Annotated in this window: 15 protein-coding genes; 3 read left to right on the plus strand and 12 right to left on the minus strand. The window is 38.8% G+C overall.

The window, feature by feature from the left end; all coding sequences use genetic code 11:
- The first annotated feature begins 374 nt into the window (after positions 1-374).
- Positions 375-827 carry a hypothetical protein gene (locus tag LMF89_RS09795; protein ID WP_229534892.1) on the plus strand — a complete coding sequence of 151 codons (453 nt, stop codon included), beginning with the start codon at positions 375-377 and terminating at the stop codon, positions 825-827.
- Here the strand turns inward: LMF89_RS09795 and LMF89_RS09800 are convergent.
- Positions 814-1,125, minus strand: a complete 312-nt coding sequence (locus tag LMF89_RS09800; RefSeq protein WP_229534893.1) for a hypothetical protein — start codon at positions 1,123-1,125, stop codon at positions 814-816. The two genes, LMF89_RS09795 and LMF89_RS09800, sit on opposite strands and share 14 nt — an antisense overlap.
- 282 nt (positions 1,126-1,407) lie before the next feature.
- Between LMF89_RS09800 and LMF89_RS09805 the strand changes: the two genes are divergently transcribed.
- Together LMF89_RS09805 and LMF89_RS09810 are read left to right on the plus strand one after the other, a co-directional pair.
- Positions 1,408-2,301 (plus strand): LysR family transcriptional regulator, encoded by an 894-nt coding sequence (locus tag LMF89_RS09805; RefSeq protein WP_229534894.1) that lies wholly within the window; start codon positions 1,408-1,410, stop codon positions 2,299-2,301.
- Between the two features lie 34 nt (positions 2,302-2,335).
- Entirely contained in the window at positions 2,336-3,529 is a 1,194-nt protein-coding gene (locus LMF89_RS09810; RefSeq protein WP_229534895.1) for an MFS transporter, read from the plus strand.
- A gap of 148 nt (positions 3,530-3,677) precedes the next feature.
- Here LMF89_RS09810 and LMF89_RS09815 read toward each other — a convergent pair whose 3' ends face one another.
- The 11 genes from LMF89_RS09815 to LMF89_RS09865 form a co-directional block, all read right to left on the minus strand.
- Positions 3,678-4,043, minus strand: a complete 366-nt coding sequence (locus LMF89_RS09815; RefSeq protein ID WP_229534896.1) for a 3D domain-containing protein — start codon at positions 4,041-4,043, stop codon at positions 3,678-3,680.
- A gap of 403 nt (positions 4,044-4,446) precedes the next feature.
- Positions 4,447-4,587 carry a hypothetical protein gene (locus LMF89_RS09820; protein WP_229534897.1) on the minus strand — a complete coding sequence of 47 codons (141 nt, stop codon included), beginning with the start codon at positions 4,585-4,587 and terminating at the stop codon, positions 4,447-4,449.
- 200 nt (positions 4,588-4,787) lie between these two features.
- The gene (locus tag LMF89_RS09825) at positions 4,788-6,446 is read right to left on the minus strand and encodes a discoidin domain-containing protein (RefSeq protein ID WP_229534898.1); all 1,659 of its coding nucleotides are present in this window, start codon (positions 6,444-6,446) and stop codon (positions 4,788-4,790) included.
- Positions 6,447-6,853: 407 nt separating this feature from the next.
- The gene (locus LMF89_RS09830) at positions 6,854-7,009 is read right to left on the minus strand and encodes a hypothetical protein (RefSeq protein ID WP_229534899.1); all 156 of its coding nucleotides are present in this window, start codon (positions 7,007-7,009) and stop codon (positions 6,854-6,856) included.
- A gap of 180 nt (positions 7,010-7,189) precedes the next feature.
- A complete protein-coding gene (locus LMF89_RS09835; protein WP_229534900.1) occupies positions 7,190-7,960 on the minus strand; it encodes an ABC transporter permease in 771 nt (256 codons plus the stop codon).
- Between the two features lie 10 nt (positions 7,961-7,970).
- Entirely contained in the window at positions 7,971-8,750 is a 780-nt protein-coding gene (locus tag LMF89_RS09840; RefSeq protein WP_229534901.1) for an ABC transporter permease, read from the minus strand.
- A complete protein-coding gene (locus tag LMF89_RS09845) occupies positions 8,743-9,666 on the minus strand; it encodes an ABC transporter ATP-binding protein (protein ID WP_229534902.1) in 924 nt (307 codons plus the stop codon). Before LMF89_RS09845 ends, LMF89_RS09840 begins: the two co-directional genes overlap by 8 nt.
- Before the next feature lie 132 nt (positions 9,667-9,798).
- A complete protein-coding gene (locus LMF89_RS09850; protein WP_229534903.1) occupies positions 9,799-10,731 on the minus strand; it encodes a sensor histidine kinase in 933 nt (310 codons plus the stop codon).
- Between the two features lie 3 nt (positions 10,732-10,734).
- Positions 10,735-11,436, minus strand: a complete 702-nt coding sequence (locus LMF89_RS09855) for a response regulator transcription factor (protein WP_229534904.1) — start codon at positions 11,434-11,436, stop codon at positions 10,735-10,737.
- 526 nt (positions 11,437-11,962) lie between these two features.
- Complete coding sequence (locus LMF89_RS09860) at positions 11,963-16,777, minus strand: PDDEXK-like endonuclease domain-containing protein (RefSeq protein WP_229534905.1); 4,815 nt, start codon at positions 16,775-16,777, stop codon at positions 11,963-11,965.
- A gap of 153 nt (positions 16,778-16,930) precedes the next feature.
- The gene (locus LMF89_RS09865; protein WP_229534906.1) at positions 16,931-17,353 is read right to left on the minus strand and encodes a C-GCAxxG-C-C family protein; all 423 of its coding nucleotides are present in this window, start codon (positions 17,351-17,353) and stop codon (positions 16,931-16,933) included.
- Between the last annotated feature and the right edge of the window lie 175 nt (positions 17,354-17,528).

The following is a 17,528-nucleotide window of genomic DNA, read 5'->3' on the forward strand; positions in this document are numbered from 1 at the left end:
CGCACGGTTCCGTGCGGGTTGCGCGTCGTGAGGCGCACTTCTACTCGACTAATGTCCCTTAATTGCCTAAGTAAAGCATCACGCTCTGTTTTAGGCCAAGCTGCTATTTCATGATTCTCTTCCTTTTGTACATCGCAATATCTGCGACGAAATAAAAGTCGCTTTCCTCCTCAAATAAATGCTGCCGATTTATGCCACATAAATATAACAGGTAAAAGCAACACAAAGTCTCTTCTACCTGTTATGCGTATGCCATTAAGACAATTCAGGGGCGTCAGACCCAGGGTTACCTCATTTCATTCTTTCCATTGTCATACTTTTGTCAAAGTTTTGTAATATAGTAATTTCAGACTGAGATTAAGGAGATGTTACATATGAAAAAATTACCTTGCTTCGCACTACTCACCTGCTTCCTTGTCACCTTATCTGGAACCGCTTTTGCCTGGAGTGACCGTTCCGAGGGCCGTCCTGCACAAAGTCCCTCCAGCCTGTCCGTATGGCATGATCGAAATGACAAGTTTCATGTGAAAACAACTAACTTTCGTAAACAGCATGTATTTTCTGGCGTGATTCGTACAGACGGACGCTTTTACGGCATTGAAGAGAAAAATCTGGAAAATGGTGATTTCGTTAAAGTAGACCGTGACCGTAATACAATTCGCTTCCGTTTCACAGGACGCGGGATTGATGAATTAGATTTCAAAATAAGAGGAGGAGATACCTTAACTTTTGATATCAATAAAGATGGTCATGACATGGCGACTAATCAAATATTCATCGGTAAAAAAGGCTGGCATCCTAAAGACAATAAGTTTACCTTACGATAATAACGAATCCATTCCTAGCGGGCGTTTCATACGCTCGCTTTTTCGCTGTGCTTTTGTATATTATAAATCCTTCTTTTTCTTTTAATTGCCTAAGTAAAGTATCACGCTCTGCTTTAGGCCAAGCTGCGATTTCATGAGGTTCGCTTCCTTCTGTACATCGCAATATTTTGCGACGAATTTCTTCTTCAGATGGATTGATCCTTCCTGACACATCAAAATGGTCATTTGTGTTAATTTGGTGCAATCGCAGCCATTCATCTCTACCCAACAGTCCCAAAGAAAAAGCTGTATCTGTCAATGTTCAACCCTTTCTTTATGTCTACGATTAAAGACATAGTTGAAGAAAAGGTCCCTAAATTAACTCACGTGCTCAATATAAATCCTTTAGAACGTATTATACAAATCAATAGTTGGCTTAATTAAAAAAGCCTATTGATGCAATAGATATATTCAATTTCTCTTTTGAGTAAGAGAAGGGTATCATTAAGAAAGAGAAAAGGCCGGATAGATGATCAATTGTCAGGAAGCAACTATTATACTACAATAAGTACAAAGTGAAAATCGGGGATGTGGCAATTGGATGGATATACGGTTATTACAAACTTTTCTCTTAGTTGCAAAAATAGGCAATGTAACACAAGCGGCAGAACAGCTCAATTTTACTCAGCCAACAGTAACAGCTCAAATTCGAGCACTGGAAGAACATTTCGAGGTAATCTTGTTTGAAAGGGTCGGTAAAAAACTCTATATAACGAAAGCAGGTTTACGTCTTATTGCTTATGCAGAGAAGCTATTGCTATTGTATGGGGAAGCACGAGCAACAGTACAGGAATTTTCCCATGATAGAACGATTAAGGTAGGTCTTGGTACTGCTGTGGCGGCGCATACACTATCACCCATCTTGCGAGAGTTTCAAGAGCGGGTTCCCAATGTATCAGTTAGTATTGAACATTGTTTCAATATACCGATTACCGTTAAAGGTATCTTAGATAATAGCTTTGATTTAGCTCTGGTTCATGACAAGATATCGAATAGCAGAATTCTGCAGTTTAATGTTGTAGCCGAGAAATTATTATGGGTTACTCATGCAAGTCTTCTAGATACATATGGCGATACTCTGCAGCAGCAGCCTTTTATTGCCTTAAAACAAGGCAGTGTTTATCGGGAAAAATACAATCCATACTTACGGCAAAATGCAGTCATACCTATTTTAGAATATAGCGATTCTGAGGCAGTTAAACAGGCTGTTCTGAATGGGTTAGGTATTGGCGTACTGCCAGAGGTGCTGGTTCGCTCTCATATAGAAGATGGGACCCTTCATGAATTTTGTGATGCACCAAAGTTAGAGATTGATTTTTCGGTAATATTTCATAAAGATAAAACCTTTACGCTGGCAATGCGTACGTTATTAATGGCAATTGCCGAGCATGCCAATATTAATGGTGGTTTATCAGAGTATGTATCATCTATGTAGCATCAATGCATAGAGGAAAGGTTAAGAAACGAAAATGAATAAAATTTGTGACAGTAAAGAAATGACCAAAGGTAAGAAAGTCTTATTTGCAGGATGTCTTGCGCATCTTATACATGATGGATTTAGTGACATGCTATACATTTTTTTCCCAATCTGGCAAGTTCAATTTTCTTTAACCTTTGCTGAAATTGGTCTTTTAAAAACATTGTTTTCTGGTTCCTTGGCAGGATTTCAGGTACCAGCAGGTTTTCTAGCTTCCCGTATGGGCGAAGTTAAATTGCTGCTGCTTGGGACGATTCTCACCAGTGCTGCCGTTTTCATGCTCGGCTGGGCAGCAGCACCAATAATGGTTGGCTGTTTATTAGTAATTGGAGGGTTAGGATCAAGCACTCAGCATCCCTTGTCGTCTTCCTTAATATCGAGTGCTTATCCTGATAAAGCTGAACGCAGAACCGCTCTTAGTACTTTTAATGTAGCTGGAGATTTTGGTAAATTACTATTACCAGGCATGACCGCCCTGCTAATTGCCCAATATAACTGGATGACTGCAAGCCGATTCTTAGGTATGCTTGGCATGATGAGTGTAATTGTCATTTTTCTAATTACTAAAAACATTCGGCAGCACTCTTCAACGAATGAGGGAAAAACAGAGACAGCAACACTTGGCTGTTTTGCGTGGAAGGGAAATCAGTCCTTTTGGTCCTTGTCGATGATCGGAGTGATTGATAGTGCAACTCGAATGGGATTCCTTACTTTTTTTCCATTCTTATTGCAAGAAAAAGGTGCACAGGTTAGTTTGATTGGTTTAGCATTGTCTCTTGTATTTGCAGGAGGTGCAGTTGGTAAATATATATGTGGAAAATTGGCTACGAAATTCGGTGTATTGCGAACGGTAGTGACTACGGAGATGGTTACAACCTTGTGTATTTTAGGAATACTGTTTCTTCCCTTAGAGCCTGTCCTTCTGCTTTCGCCTATTCTGGGCGTTGCATTAAATGGTACTTCATCGGTATTGTATGGCAGTGTTCCGGAATTGGTTTCTGATGAACAATGCAAGCAGGCGTTTGCTATTTTTTATACAGCAACCATTGGTTCAGGAGCGATATCTCCTTTTCTTTACGGATTAGCAAGTGATATGGTTGGGATAAACATTGCTGTCGTAATGATTGCTTTCGTTGTTCTTCTGACTCTTCCATTAACATTACGCCTCCGAGGAAAATTTGCATAATTATTTTTAAAATGTTCCATATGCACAACCTTTGTAACAATGTAATACCGTGCACAAATTCATCGTCTGCATAGAAATTTCTATGCAGACGTCGCAGTATTCTTGTATCCTGTTCATTCTTCAGTCCAACCACAGTGAATTCTCATCGTTATTCCTCCTCGATCTTCACCTTTTTCCTCTGCCTCCCGAGTCTCAATGCCTTTTCCTTGTCTGCAACGTATACATCGACCCTATCGCCTACAATATAACCACCTCGATCCTCATTAACATACCAATGTCCATCTATGCATATCCTAGTTCCCAAGGCATACCTAGAACTCATTGCTACTGTGCGCCCCTCGTTTACCCTAGTACCACTTGCGGTAATTCCATGACCATTCATACCTTCATCATTTGCGGTGTAGTACGAGATTTCCATGACAACTTCACGATATCGAGGCTCTGGCTCCGCAACTACGGTTTCCTCTATGGGAGCTACATACTCCACGGGTACTTCGTAGTTATCTTCGTACAAGCAATGTGGTGCAGTGAAAAGCAGCACCAAAATAAGCAGTGTAATACGCAGTAATCATCGACCTCCCTTAACTCCCAGAATACAATCGTAAAACCTATGCAATATTCACACAGAGCATCAGTAAGTCCCTCCTATTATCTTATGAAGTCTTAGTTGATTTTGTAACCTTATTTTGTCTTCTTGATTTCTTCCCTTGCATTGGTATATATAAAAAAGTACCATCAAAGCTATCATTGGATAACATTGGTGGTACTTTTATTGTTCTTATATTGCTGCTTTCTAAAGCCTATGGGTGAAAGGAGATCAATCAACTTACCCTCTTCAGTTCTTGCGAACGATGTAATCGATATAGCCTTGGCGGATTTTATGACCTTTATATAGCCTTTCTAAAACTCTATTTTCTTTATAATTCCATATCGTCAAAGTGTTTGTCCCCTTCATCCAGTTGATAATAGGAATGTATGACAGTTTCAGTTTTGGGTATCAAATCTTTTATTGCATTCCAAAATTCGTCCGTAATTTCCCACGATTTCTTTTGTATCATTGTTCATCCACCTTTATCTTGAGTATTCCTCAAGTATTTCGGCATGATGAGTAATTAATTTAGGGATAAACCCTAAGTATAGCTATATAGTATTCAACGTTCATTTTCAAGGCTTTAAAGGCACTATGTTTACTATGAATACTGTGACTTTTAATAGTTAAGTTAATCCGACAATGTTGGCGACACCCCTTCATCGGCTATTAGTATCCGTATAACTCAAATTCAACAATTCGGGCAGTTTGATCAGTAGTCTGCGTCGGTGTAGTAATATTCAAACGGAAATAGCGGGCGTTTTTTGTAGCCATCTGCGCGTCTGTGACACTAAAAGAGTTACCGCTTACTGTATAAGCAACGAACCAGTTTGTGCCATCCATACTATACTCCAGCTTAAAATTCTTCGTATTCAAGCTAGTATCAAGACCTGCTGCACCTGCATGACGTGCCACAAATCGACTGACAGTCCTAAATTCACCTAAATCAACCTGTAAGTATTTATCCCCCGATACATTACTTGATGTCCATAAGGTATTTTTTTGTCCATCTACCGCGTTGGATGGGGGGGTGACATTAGAACCGTTATTCCAAACATATTTATTCAACGCCTGATTAGTGTCTATGTCAAAATAAGTTCTTATTGCTTTGGCATAACCGGCAGGAGTATTAACACTTATATTGTTTTGTATTTGATCATAGTTCCATATAAATGCACCAGCAAAGGAAACTTTAGTTGGGTCTAAACTACTTAATGCCGTTGCGACAGTATTTTCTGGACTGTACGCAGTATTAAAGCCATAAACCACAGGCATTCCCATAGCATTCTTCCACGATCCAGGATCTACTGTGCCACCATAGCCTTGCAGATACACGCGGTCTACTATGCTACCAAGAGTGTTTTTGACAATTGCCCAAGTACTTTGATGATCGAAAGGACATAAGGTAACCTTTTTACCCATGCTATTAACCATATTACCTAAGTCTATCATTAATTGGGAACTATATAGGTCTTCATCGTCAAAATTGACAGCATCAGCACCGGTTGCATTAATCAATGCCTGTAAGTTTTGTTTGAAAATGTTCTTAGTGTCAATGTTCTGCGTTGGCTTGGTAATATAAAGACGGAAATAACGTGCATATAAACCTGCCGGAAAAGCACCACTTACGATATCTTGAGTATTGCCGGTTATCGTAGCCTGATCCGTCCAGGTATTTCCATCGTCGCTGCTTTGAATTTTAAAGTCCGAGGTGTTCATACTGATTTTATCCCCATAACCCAAACTTGCACCTAAACCTGCATTTCCTATCGCCCAAGTAGAAACATTTTGCCGCGAACCGAGGTCAACCTGAAGCCATTGGTTACCCATACCTACATTTGAAACCCATTTGGTATTTTGTAAACCATCCACTGCTAAATCTGGCCCATAGAAATCTACATACTGGTTGGCTGTAGCAGGCTTGTTCTTGCAAAGATTGACGGTTGGCTGATTAGGAGGATTGATTTCAAATTCATAGATACGGGCAGCATCATTTGCAGAAAAAAATGAATTCATGTTTTGAAAGTCGGTTGTACTGCCCCCGCCTATCGCTATTTCCACACGATTAACACTTGTCGGGCCTGTCTTTAATGTTGCCCATTGTTGTCTTGCAGCATCAGTGCCTACATACTGGCCGCCTGAGCATACTAACGTGTTATTAAGGTATAAATCGCCGTTAGGATGAGGATGAACCAAACCTATGATAACAGTGTTATACCCCGAATTTTTTATGGCGTTGATGGTAGATTGCCCTCCTGAGTATATGGGGTCGCCTACAAAAATTGCCGCAACCGAATTGGCGTCAGCATGCACCACATAACTCGGCAAAGAAACACCGGCTAATAAACTTAGAACCATAGCTACGGAACATAATCTTGCTAAAAGTTTTTTCTTCATGTTTTTCCCCTCCATTTTTTTATTAATTGAGCTAGATCTATTCCGCTATATTGTATAGTGTTTAAACCGATATCTTTGTCGTATTGGGTCAGCAAATTAATTATTTTCTTTAATGTGTATAACCCCTCCATTTGTAATGTTGTGGATCTAAAAGGATTTTCAGAAATTGAAATATAATCTTTAAAATTGGTCTTTAATGAAGTAACCCTGAGTCTGATGTTATCGGACTCAGGGTTACTTCATTTAATATTTGTTAAAGCCTTGTTCCACTTTTCTACTTGTCCTTGAAGGCAAGTCGATCCCAGTTCTTATACCCTTGTGTTCTAATCCATTGCTCATTATCTTGTCTTCCTGATGAGCATTAGTCCTTCCGATACTTTAGTTGCCATTAATTCTTTAGCAGGAGCAGCTTCTGGAATTTCTCTGAGTTCAATTAGCTCTATTACCTCAATCGGTGAAACTCCTCCATCACTGGACCACGGTTGCTCGTTCAATTGGCGAATGGATGTCCTTCTTTTTCTTTCAATTGCCTAACTAAAGCATCACTTTCCAAGTTGATATTTCATGAGGTTCGCTTTCTTCTGTGCATCGCAATATTTTGCGGTGAATTTCTTCTTCAGATAGATTGATAATAAGTTTTTACCTGTATTATTTTCTTGCATGGCATTGCCCCCTTATGCTCTGCGTACTTGCTTAACAGGCTTATCTTTATATTTCAGCGTTTTTACGCGATCATGAGCGTTTAATAATAAAACGAATGAGAGTACAATCATTAATAAAATGACAATAAAGCATATTGGCTGGTTATATACGGAACCACCATCTTCCTGATAATTAATGATTCCCAATCCTGCAACGATTGGATATAGATTCGTCAATCCATGGCCTGATGCAAAAACACCCACAAATCCATAAAAAAAAGTAAAGCCGACACCTGACATAAAACTACCTGCACGCTGCCCGGTAAAAATAACAACAGGCATTACGGCAATATAGACGAATATATTCATGCCAATCATCTGGAACAAAGATTGCACCATGCCTCCAATCGTTAGCCCCGGATAATGGCTAAAGAGAACTATGAGCAATGTAAAAAGAAACTGCATAACTGCTAAAAAGATAGAGAGTAACCCTACTGTAATCAATTTTCCCGCCAGTAAACGCCGAAAAGATAGGGGGATTGTCAATATGTTCTTTAAGGTATCATCTGTTCTTTCACGTTCTATCATATATCCACTGATCAATGCTATTGTTGCAGGGAAAATCAAACTAAAATTATTCCAAATCACTGTATTGGAAAAGTTATGGAAAGTATGCGTTGTACCATCGGTAGCCATCGCCATAAATCTTGATAGAAGCACGACCGAAAGGGTTGCAGCAATGCCGATCCAGATTACAGAGTAGCGTTTAAGTTTCAAAAATTCCGTTTTAATAATTCGTAACATTCCACTCACCTCAACTTTCATGCTTTCTATAAATTTGGATAATTGCAAAATAGGAAATTCCAGCAAGGATTGCAATTACGAGAGATACCGTTTGTAGAGACAGAAAATATGGTTTTGAAAAAGAATATGCGGCTGTTCCCGGAGTAAATATTGTTAATTGCCAGCGATAGATTGTTGGTGTTGGCAAAATACTGGTGAGTAACTTCATTACGGGTTCAGGTGAAGATAAACCTGAAAAGGCCAATACATAATTGAACATTGTATAAAACAACGTGATAATAATTGAAAAAATGTAGGAACGGTTAAAAAACACTATAGCAATAATTACGGGCAGGGTTCCCGCTGTATATAGCACGCCTGTTATTGCGGCAATACCTAATTTGAATATAATCCCATCAATATGTCCGCCAACAATTACGCCTCCAATCATAGCAGCCCCTACCGAAACCATTGAAAAGATAAACCCAAGTATGAACAAGACTAGAATTTTGGCTGTAGCAATTTTGGACGTTGATATAGGTATTACTCGTAAATTTTTAAGCGTGTCGTTATCCCGCTCCATAAAGAACAGCATAGAGGCAATAATTCCAATTACACAGGGAAGCATGATTGATTCGCCCATACTCACAATCATGCCGAACAGTCCTTCAAAGGCTTCTACTGACCCCAAACTGCCGCCCATTACAAGCGCGGTAAAAGGAATTGGAAACAAAAAGGCGGCCAAAACGACAAAATTTACAAACTTTTTTCGTTTTAATTTCCAAAATTCACATTTTATCAATTTAAGCAATTCCCTCACCCCCGGTCACTCTCTTGAAGTAATCTTCCAATGTATCCTCACATGTATGAACCTCTGAAACTTCAAGCCCATTTTGCATGAACGACCGATTAATATCAGACACTGACAGGTCAGTATCATACAAGAAAATGTTACTGTTATCGACAATACGGAAGTTTTTGGTTTTAAAGGTTGCTTCGAGAATCCTAGCTGCTTGCGCCGGGTCTGAAACGCCAAAATGAATGTACTTATTATTTTTCTGTTCCAATTCTTCAAGGCTTTCTTCTTCCAGTAAAACCCCATGATCAATAATGCCAATGTCATCTGCCAGCAGAGAAATTTCAGAAAGAATATGACTGGAAATTATAACAGTTTTTCCCTTTGCATCACACAGTTCACGAATAAAGGAACGAACCTCTGCAATACCTATTGGGTCTAGGCCATTGATTGGTTCATCTAAAATTAAGATTTCGGGATCATGCATGATTGCCAAAGCAATAGCAAGACGTTGTTTCATTCCGAGAGAGTATTTTGAAAACAGTTTCTTGTCTTTGTAAGGCAATCCGACAAGCTCTAACGAAGTCTTAATTGCTTCGCGATTAGGGACACCGCGTAGTTCTGCAAATATTCGCAAATTTTCCGTGCCAGTGAGGTTCGGATAGAAGCCAGGAGATTCAATCAGGCAGCCGATACGGGGAAGGATTTTCTTTCCCTCTGTCCGCATATCTTTTCCTAAAATAAAAACTTCGCCAGAAGTCGGATGAACGAGGTTCAACAACATTTTCATAGTAGTTGTTTTGCCTGCACCATTACGGCCCAGCAGTCCATAGATCCGGCCCTTTCGTACATGAATACTCAAATCGGCAACACTTTTTTGACTGCCGTACGTTTTTGTCAGGTTATTTGTTTCGATAATAAAATCACTCATTGTAATTTAAGCCTCCTTGTCTTTATGAAGCCGATTATAGCACACCAACCTAGAGCTAACCTAGAGTTAACCTAGAGTTAACCTAGAATTTTGAAAATAGAAAAAGCCCCTGCGTATCAGGGACTTCCTTTATCACGAAACGTCCAAGGGAAGTTTCATGATAAACTCCGTTTGTTGAAAAGGAACACTTTGAACATCGATTGATCCTCCCATTTTACGGATAAGTTGCTGCACGATAGAAAGCCCTAAACCGCTTCCCTTTTCTGAACGTGCCTTGTCGCATTTATAGAGGCGGTCAAAAATAAACGGCAGGTCTTGTTTCGGTATCCCTTTTCCATCATCAGATATGGATATTGATACTTTGGTATCATTTCTTTTAATTTTTACTGAAATCTTTTTTGCCCTGCTATGAGCAACGACATTTTGAATGAGGTTATTTATAATTCGGGAATATGCGTTATGATCCACAGATACCAAAATCGACTTTTCAGGAATATCAATATCATAGTTTAATTGAATATTTTCAAATATTGGAATCCAATTTTGCAGGATATTTCGGGTGGATTCAGATAATTCTATGCGCTGAAAATCAAAAGTTTCTTCGCCAGAATTGAGTTTGAACCATTCAAACAGTTTATCTATATATTCTTTCATATCATATGCTTTTATGCGGGCTGTTTCAATATACTGTTCCCGTTCCTGTCCCTCCACAATGCCCTTTTGTGCAGCGTCTAAATAACCAATCAATGTAGTAAGAGGTGTGCGTACATCATGCGAAAGGCTCGTCATTAACTGCTTGTTTGTCTGTTCAGCTTTTTTTAGACTAATAAGTTGTTCGCGATAGTCATATACAATCTCATTAATTTTATAGCAAATGGAGGCTGTTACATCAGTAGGGGCAGCAAGTATTTTATGATCATCATTTCCTTTCGCTATATCGTCTAAAATCTCACATACATCATTTAGTCGATGTTTAATACGATGGTTTTTGAGTACCAAAATAACGATAGTTATTATTGAAAATATTGTTACTGTGATTAGAAACAATATTAAACATGATTTCATAGCTTATACCTCCCGATTAAAGCGATAGCCCATACCCTTGACTGTCTGTATGTATGTCGGGTTATTGGGGTCGGATTCTATCTTTTTTCGTAAACGGCTGATATAGCCCATCAAATTAGCATCGTCATAAGCATATTGTTCTTGCCAGACTTTTTCATAAATCTGTTGTTTGGTAAGGACTTTTCCTTGATTTTCCGCTAGATATCGCAAAACATCAAATTCCTTAGCAGGTAATTGTAATTGCTGTCCATTTGCAATTACAATACAAGTGTCCAGCTCAATAGAAAGACCCTGAAAAGAAAGCACTTTTATTTTGTCCTCCACTTTAACAGAATTCAGGGTTGTATATCTGCGGATTAAGGATACGACGCGGGCGTTAAATTCTTCTACTTCAAAAGGTTTTGTCAAGTAATCGTCGGCTCCGGATCTTAGCCCCCGCACTTTATCGCTGTTTTCGGTTTTGGAAGTCAACATCATGACAGGAACACGGCTTGTCTGTCTAATTTTTTCGAGGGTATCAAAACCATCAATACCAGGCATCATAACATCCAGCACAACCAGCTGATAATTGCTGTTAGAAAGTGCGTCCAGCCCTTCAATTCCTGAATGGCAAATGTCGGCGTCAATCGTTTCCTTGCTGACACATTTCTTTAGAAGTGTACAAAGTTCTCTATCGTCATCTATAATCAATATTCTATTTGGCATTTAAATTCCTCCGTTTTGTCCTATTATCATCAGATTTTAAGGTATTAGCAGGAGTCAGCCATAGATTATCTTTCTTCTCCGCACCGGCGATTCGTCTGGCAGAAAAATGATAGTTTGTTAGTCGGTAGTTTTTTCACAATTAAATAATCCATACCCAACACCTCGATAAACCTTTTATTCCATTATATTTCAGGTAATGAAATAAGCAAGAAAAAACCTGCCGAGGTGACGGTTCTGTTGTCTTATACATTTGCTATAACAATACACCCAACCAGTTCTTCCGAGTCATCTTTGGTTGATTTTCAATAGTTTTAAAATTATTTTTTATACAAACTATATTTACCATATAATAAAAAAAACTGCAATACTAAAGAAAATGTTAGGTTTAATCTCATTCAGAATATCAACAATAAATAATTATAAGTTAAAAGCACGTTTTAATCCGACCTTTTCCCCTTTAATGAAGTAACCCTGAGTCTGATGTAATCAGACTCAGGGTTACTTCATTAAAGGCCACTTTTAAAGACTATATTTCACTTTCTGAAAAGCCTTGCAGAATGCACTTCTCCATCATTTGCCTACCTTTGGCAGCCTGATAAAATGTAATCTCCCTTACATTCATTACGCTCTTACTAATCATTTGTGCAAAAAGAATATATTTTGAATTAAGTTTCCCATTCTTCGTACCCCATGCAGCAAGTCGATCCCAGGCCTTATATCCTTGGGTTCTAATCCATTGCTCATTACCTTGTTTTCCTGATGTAAGAAGAAGCATTAGTCCTTCCGATTCCTTAGTTGCCATTAATTCTTTAGCAGGAGCAGCTTCTGGAATTATTCTGCGTTCAATTGGCTCTATTACCTCAATCGGTGGAACTCCTCCATTACTGGACCAGGTGATGCGCAATAAATCGGCATCTCGGATAACTTTCTGAACGATCTCACTATCTTGAGAGATATCTGCTTCTTTCTCCATATGATTAGGAAATACTTCAAGTTCATTCAATCGTGCCAAGACGGCTTCCATGGTTTTTTCAGGGTCTAAATAGTACTGACTTCCACGAATACGGATGAATCTCCATCCTAGCCTTTCTAATACTGCTTGCCGTGCCATATCTTCTGCTAACTTATCAAGGGCGTGGTACTTTTCTCCATCACACTCGATAGCCACTTTTTTATCGCCACAAGTCGCAACCATGTCAATTCGATAATAGCCAACCTTCCATTGAGGAACTACTGTATATCCCTTATGAACTAAATTCTTTAATACTTCTTCTTCAAAAGGTGATTCTGTTGCATTTGCTAAACTTTCTAATTCTCTTTCACTCCGAAATGGATTTTCAACATGTTCAATCAATTCTCGTCGAATATCCCCTGGTTTTAAATCGATGTTTACATCCAGAGAATGGACAACCCACATTTGTTCACAGGCACGACTAGCTGCAACATTGTATCTTTTTTTATACATCCCATCTGGCCCGTCTGCCCTCATAGCTAGTGGTGGATTATCCGTAGAATCTACAAGAGATAAGAAGATAATGTCTCGTTCATCGCCTTGGAAATGAGCTGGATTACCACAAATAATATGTCTTTTGGTATATTCATCATCAGTAAGATGTTTTCGCAAATGTTGGTCGATTAACAGAGCCTGCTCATCCCCTAATAAGGTGATGACTCCTATCGTTTTGTCTTTATATACAGGCAACTTACAAGCGGCAACTATTAAGGAGGCAATCGTTATTGCTTCTTGTTCATTTATCTTCCCATCTTTTGAACCGCCTGTAACTCTATAAGGAATCGTCGCTGGTTTTAGATAGGAAGAATTTGATTCTCGTAAGGGTTTGAGCCCCATGTTATAGCAAAGCTTATTGCTGAAATGAATGATTTCTGGAACGCAGCGAAAATGTTCTGTAAGACAAAGAATCCCTCCGAAACTTGAACGGGCAAGATCATATATGGATGCTTTGCCATCGTAAAGAATAGCATTGGGTATTCCTTGCAAAAATTGGCTAATCAGGCTATCTATAATCGTGCTATTTTGACCAACTGATAATGGACTTACTTGTTCATGGTCACCCACTACAACAACTTTTTTACCAAGATACAGCGCAAGCAATCCCATTAAATCACACTGACTTGCTTCATCAATGATGACAACGTCAAATTGTGTCTGCGTTGGACTAAAGGTTTCAGCGACTCTTGTTAATGGCATAATCCAAACAGGGACTGCCGAACGGCACTCTGACATCAACCGTCTTGCTTCTTTTTGCAGCTCTGGAACACGCTTGCCAGTGCCGCGCCCGATTCTCTTCGTAACATCCAGATAACCAACTAATGCCTGTTGCTGATTCAATTTGACTCTTCGTTTTTGATGCAGCCAAGCACGATTTGAAATGAACTGATTTGTGATTGCATACAAATCAGTTGTTAGCAAGTCTAATTCTTCTTGCATTTTGTCCAAGGACAAACTGGCTCGTGCTGATAGTTCTTGATGTAGCTGCTTCCAAAGCCAGGCATCTTCCACATTGCCTGGCGGCTGAGAAGCAACATGATTCTCATTAAATTCTTGCATCTTTGTTGCCCATTCCTGGGCGTAAACAGCCAATTTATCCAATAGTACTTGTCGTTGCAAGACTACCTCACTCATAGTAATGGTATGATGCAAATTAGCAATAGCAAGTCGATATTCAGGTACATCGCGATTCCGAATCGCGGTACGAAGAGCGATTGCAATATCGGCGTACTTACTATGACAATAGCAATCTATATATGCCTCAACTTTTGATAAAGATCGCTGTATTTCTTCTAGACGATATCGATTCGAACGAGAAGTAAGACATTCTTTCAACGGACCGCAAATGGTTTGAAATAGTCGAATCAATTCAGCTGATTGTCCTGTTACCATGGGTTGCTTTGTCAAGAGTAACTCCCACGACAAGCCCACTTCTATAAGCTTTTCCTGGTGATTTTTCCATATTTGATCATACCAATTTAGCCTCTGTAAAATGACAGGATAAATTTGAGGAAGGATTTCCTCAATATTTTCCTCAGACTGTAGAAGTAAACCTCTGCAATCACTCATGCATCCATTCCAACGTTGTATTAAATTCAATCGATCCTGTTGAAGTATCATATATTCTCTAATGAATTGAAACTCATCAAGAGTACTAATCATCTTGTTATTTACAGTTACACTCTTGCGAAACGTTGACCATGAAGGGTGTATGATTAGGGTCAATCTCCCTAGTGTACCACCGCTTTCAAGATGAGCAATGATTTCATTCACAACATTCATATGCTGGTGAAATTCAAGCTTTGTAGCAAAGAGAGGTTGGTATTTATATATTTGAGTTTTGAAAAGAGCATGCTTCGTTACGTATTGATCTGCATCACTCACAAGCTGATCCCACACTTGCCGATGGGCCTTTCCTTTCCAACCAGCCTGTAGTATTGCTTTATGCCAATCAGCTGCTTCCCCTATTTCTTCAATAGCAGAGGAAAGTGCCTGGTTCAATTCATGAAGTTTTAGATAATAACCATCTTCAAAATCGAGGGGAATATCATTCCAATATTCTTCGCCGGTACGATAGTCCATATGGAGAAGTTCTCGTTCTTGTTCCATCCATAAGGCAACATCATCTTCAAAAGGTAAGCATTCTAAAGAAGGTAAAGCTGAGGCAATAACTGATACATTTTCAGTAGAAAGTGTATAGGTATATTCATATAACGTATTACATTCTTCTATGGACAATGGAACAGGCGAAAAAGGCTCAATCGTTCCCGGTATCCAATCATTACTATTTCTTCCCGATAAAACAATCTGAATTGCCTCTTTCGGCGAATACTCTTTTCCGGCAATTACGATGCTTTGAAATTCGATAGATCTTGCATCAATTAGATTTTTCTGGAGATCTTTTATACGCTTAATAATCCAGTCTCTTCGGGTCTTTAAATCATCAGTTTTACGGATATATTCGTTTTCATTGATGGTAGACAATTCTGAAACTATGCTCTCAATTGAGTTTTTCATTTCTTCCTGACTTTGGCTATCACGATCAAGAACGCTGACACATAATGGTTGTAATTCTTTCGCTACTTTTTCCCTCAATACCCGTAGAGCTTTGGTTGTATGACTTGTTACCAATACAGTTTTACCTTGTGTCAACAAATGACCCAATAAATTAGCGATCGTATGAGTTTTACCAGTTCCAGGAGGTCCTTGAACCAAGACTCCAAAATTATGATCTAGAACTTCAGCAACCTTGATTTGCTCTATGTTGGCTGGTTTTCCAAAGTAAATGTTATCTGGTTCATAATACTGTAGTTGACTGTTCCGTAAAGATAAATCCTCTTTATTGGGTTGACTAATACCAACAATACTTTGCAAAGAACCAGGTAATTCATTATTTTGTTGGATATGTTCAATAATGGACTGAATCGTAACCAACAAGCCACCACTACGGTCTTGAAGAAAGATACAAGGCCTTCTAAATATGCGTGGTGAATCAAGCTCTCCCTCCACATTGTCCTTCATGATAAATTCACCATAAACAGACAATTGACTAATAAATCGCTTGAAAAATGAATCTGTTGCTTCTTCCCCCAAGGGACTGTAATTTTTGTTTTCAATGTCATCACGGTGGTAAGCTAATAATTTTCCATCTATATCTTCCAATGAGGCAAAAAGCGCGCTGTATAGTTCTGGGGCGTCATTCGTTTCTTCAAATGAAAACTCAGTATTTGCAGAGTCAAATTCCAATTCTAATTTTTGCAATAAAATAGGATGATGAATTCCTCCCTCTGGCTGTCGCCAATTGAGAATACCATCCCCTAAGACAATCCGATATTTTTCAGACTCCTTCTGAAGAAGAACATATAAATCATAAATTCGCTCATATACCTTCATTACTTCACGAGCTGGGCATTCCGCTGCAGCCCATACATTACGTCGGCAAGTCCATTCCGCTACCTGTTCTATACGTTCTTTATCATCAATAAAAAAAATGGTAATTGTATTTTCACCACTTGGTAAATTGATGGATTCAAGAATTTCTACTTCCTTGAAAGGGTCCTGCCACCCATTCTTTATCCAATTTCTAAGATGATGAGGCGGCTCTGGAGCAACGGAAACGTTTGGACGCTTCACCTTAATGATAGACGATTTTTGTTCTTCAGTGGAATAGCTTCGAGAAAACTTGATGTTCGGATGGTCTGTAAGACTATCTAACCAAAGTACCCAAGGCTGCTCAGAGATTTGCCTTTTCACTGGGTTACGATGTTGATACAACGCTTCTAAATATTTGAATATCCTAGTTACTCTTTCTTTTGTAATATCTATACTCATAAATACATCCACCTTCTATTATTCAAAACATGTTCATTTTTATAGTCTTTTTCTGCTTTCGCAAGATTTTGGTGCGGTAATAACTGTTACTATCTTTTCAACGTCTGTAGGATTTAACTGTAAAATATGTTTATGAGTAATAAACGCCAGCATTTAGCAAGCCATTCCCATTTCTTCTAAAATGAATTGCGCAGAAAAAGTAACAGCCTGTTTAGTGATATTTTCGCAAAGATGTGGAGGGTTACCTGGACTGAACCCTTGGGTTCTTAATTCGTTACATAATAGACCACCGAAACGTGCTTGAAACTTACGACAAAATTCATGACATATGACTGCGATGTTTTCTTTATTCATATTTCTATAGCTTCCGTAGCTTCCGATAAACAGTAATGCTCCCTCAACTAAACCGCACTGAGAACCGAATCTGCCAGCATTTAACCCAAATGCAGCTTCTACGACCTGTGGATGCAGCTCAGTATAGAATAATTCAGATAGAATTTTTAGTGTTGTCACTGCACAACTAAGATCTTCATCCCAATAATAGTCATGTACTCTTACATTTATCAACTCCTGCAACTAGAATTCACCTCCGCTTTCCAGTTCTGGACTTAAATAATCGAAATCACTTTCCCATTTTTGTACAAACCCTTAGTATCTTACATTTCAACTTCGTTCATTGATTTTCCTTGTTTTATATTGTTACACAAAAAAATACAACGTCTGTTTTTAGAACGTTGTATTTTTGAATAAA

Source organism: Pelosinus baikalensis (genome assembly GCF_020819555.1).
In the GTDB taxonomy this organism is placed as follows: domain Bacteria; phylum Bacillota; class Negativicutes; order DSM-13327; family DSM-13327; genus Pelosinus; species Pelosinus baikalensis.

Coding starts and splice junctions, on each gene's coding strand:
- LMF89_RS09795 (WP_229534892.1), top strand. CDS start 375: ATGAAAAAATTACCTTGCTTCGCACTACTCACCTGCTTCCTTGTCACC.
- LMF89_RS09805 (WP_229534894.1), top strand. CDS start 1,408: ATGGATATACGGTTATTACAAACTTTTCTCTTAGTTGCAAAAATAGGC.
- LMF89_RS09810 (WP_229534895.1), top strand. CDS start 2,336: ATGAATAAAATTTGTGACAGTAAAGAAATGACCAAAGGTAAGAAAGTC.
- LMF89_RS09820 (WP_229534897.1), bottom strand. CDS start 4,587: ATGATACAAAAGAAATCGTGGGAAATTACGGACGAATTTTGGAATGCA.
- LMF89_RS09835 (WP_229534900.1), bottom strand. CDS start 7,960: ATGTTACGAATTATTAAAACGGAATTTTTGAAACTTAAACGCTACTCT.
- LMF89_RS09845 (WP_229534902.1), bottom strand. CDS start 9,666: ATGAGTGATTTTATTATCGAAACAAATAACCTGACAAAAACGTACGGC.
- LMF89_RS09850 (WP_229534903.1), bottom strand. CDS start 10,731: ATGAAATCATGTTTAATATTGTTTCTAATCACAGTAACAATATTTTCA.
- LMF89_RS09855 (WP_229534904.1), bottom strand. CDS start 11,436: ATGCCAAATAGAATATTGATTATAGATGACGATAGAGAACTTTGTACA.
- LMF89_RS09860 (WP_229534905.1), bottom strand. CDS start 16,777: ATGAGTATAGATATTACAAAAGAAAGAGTAACTAGGATATTCAAATAT.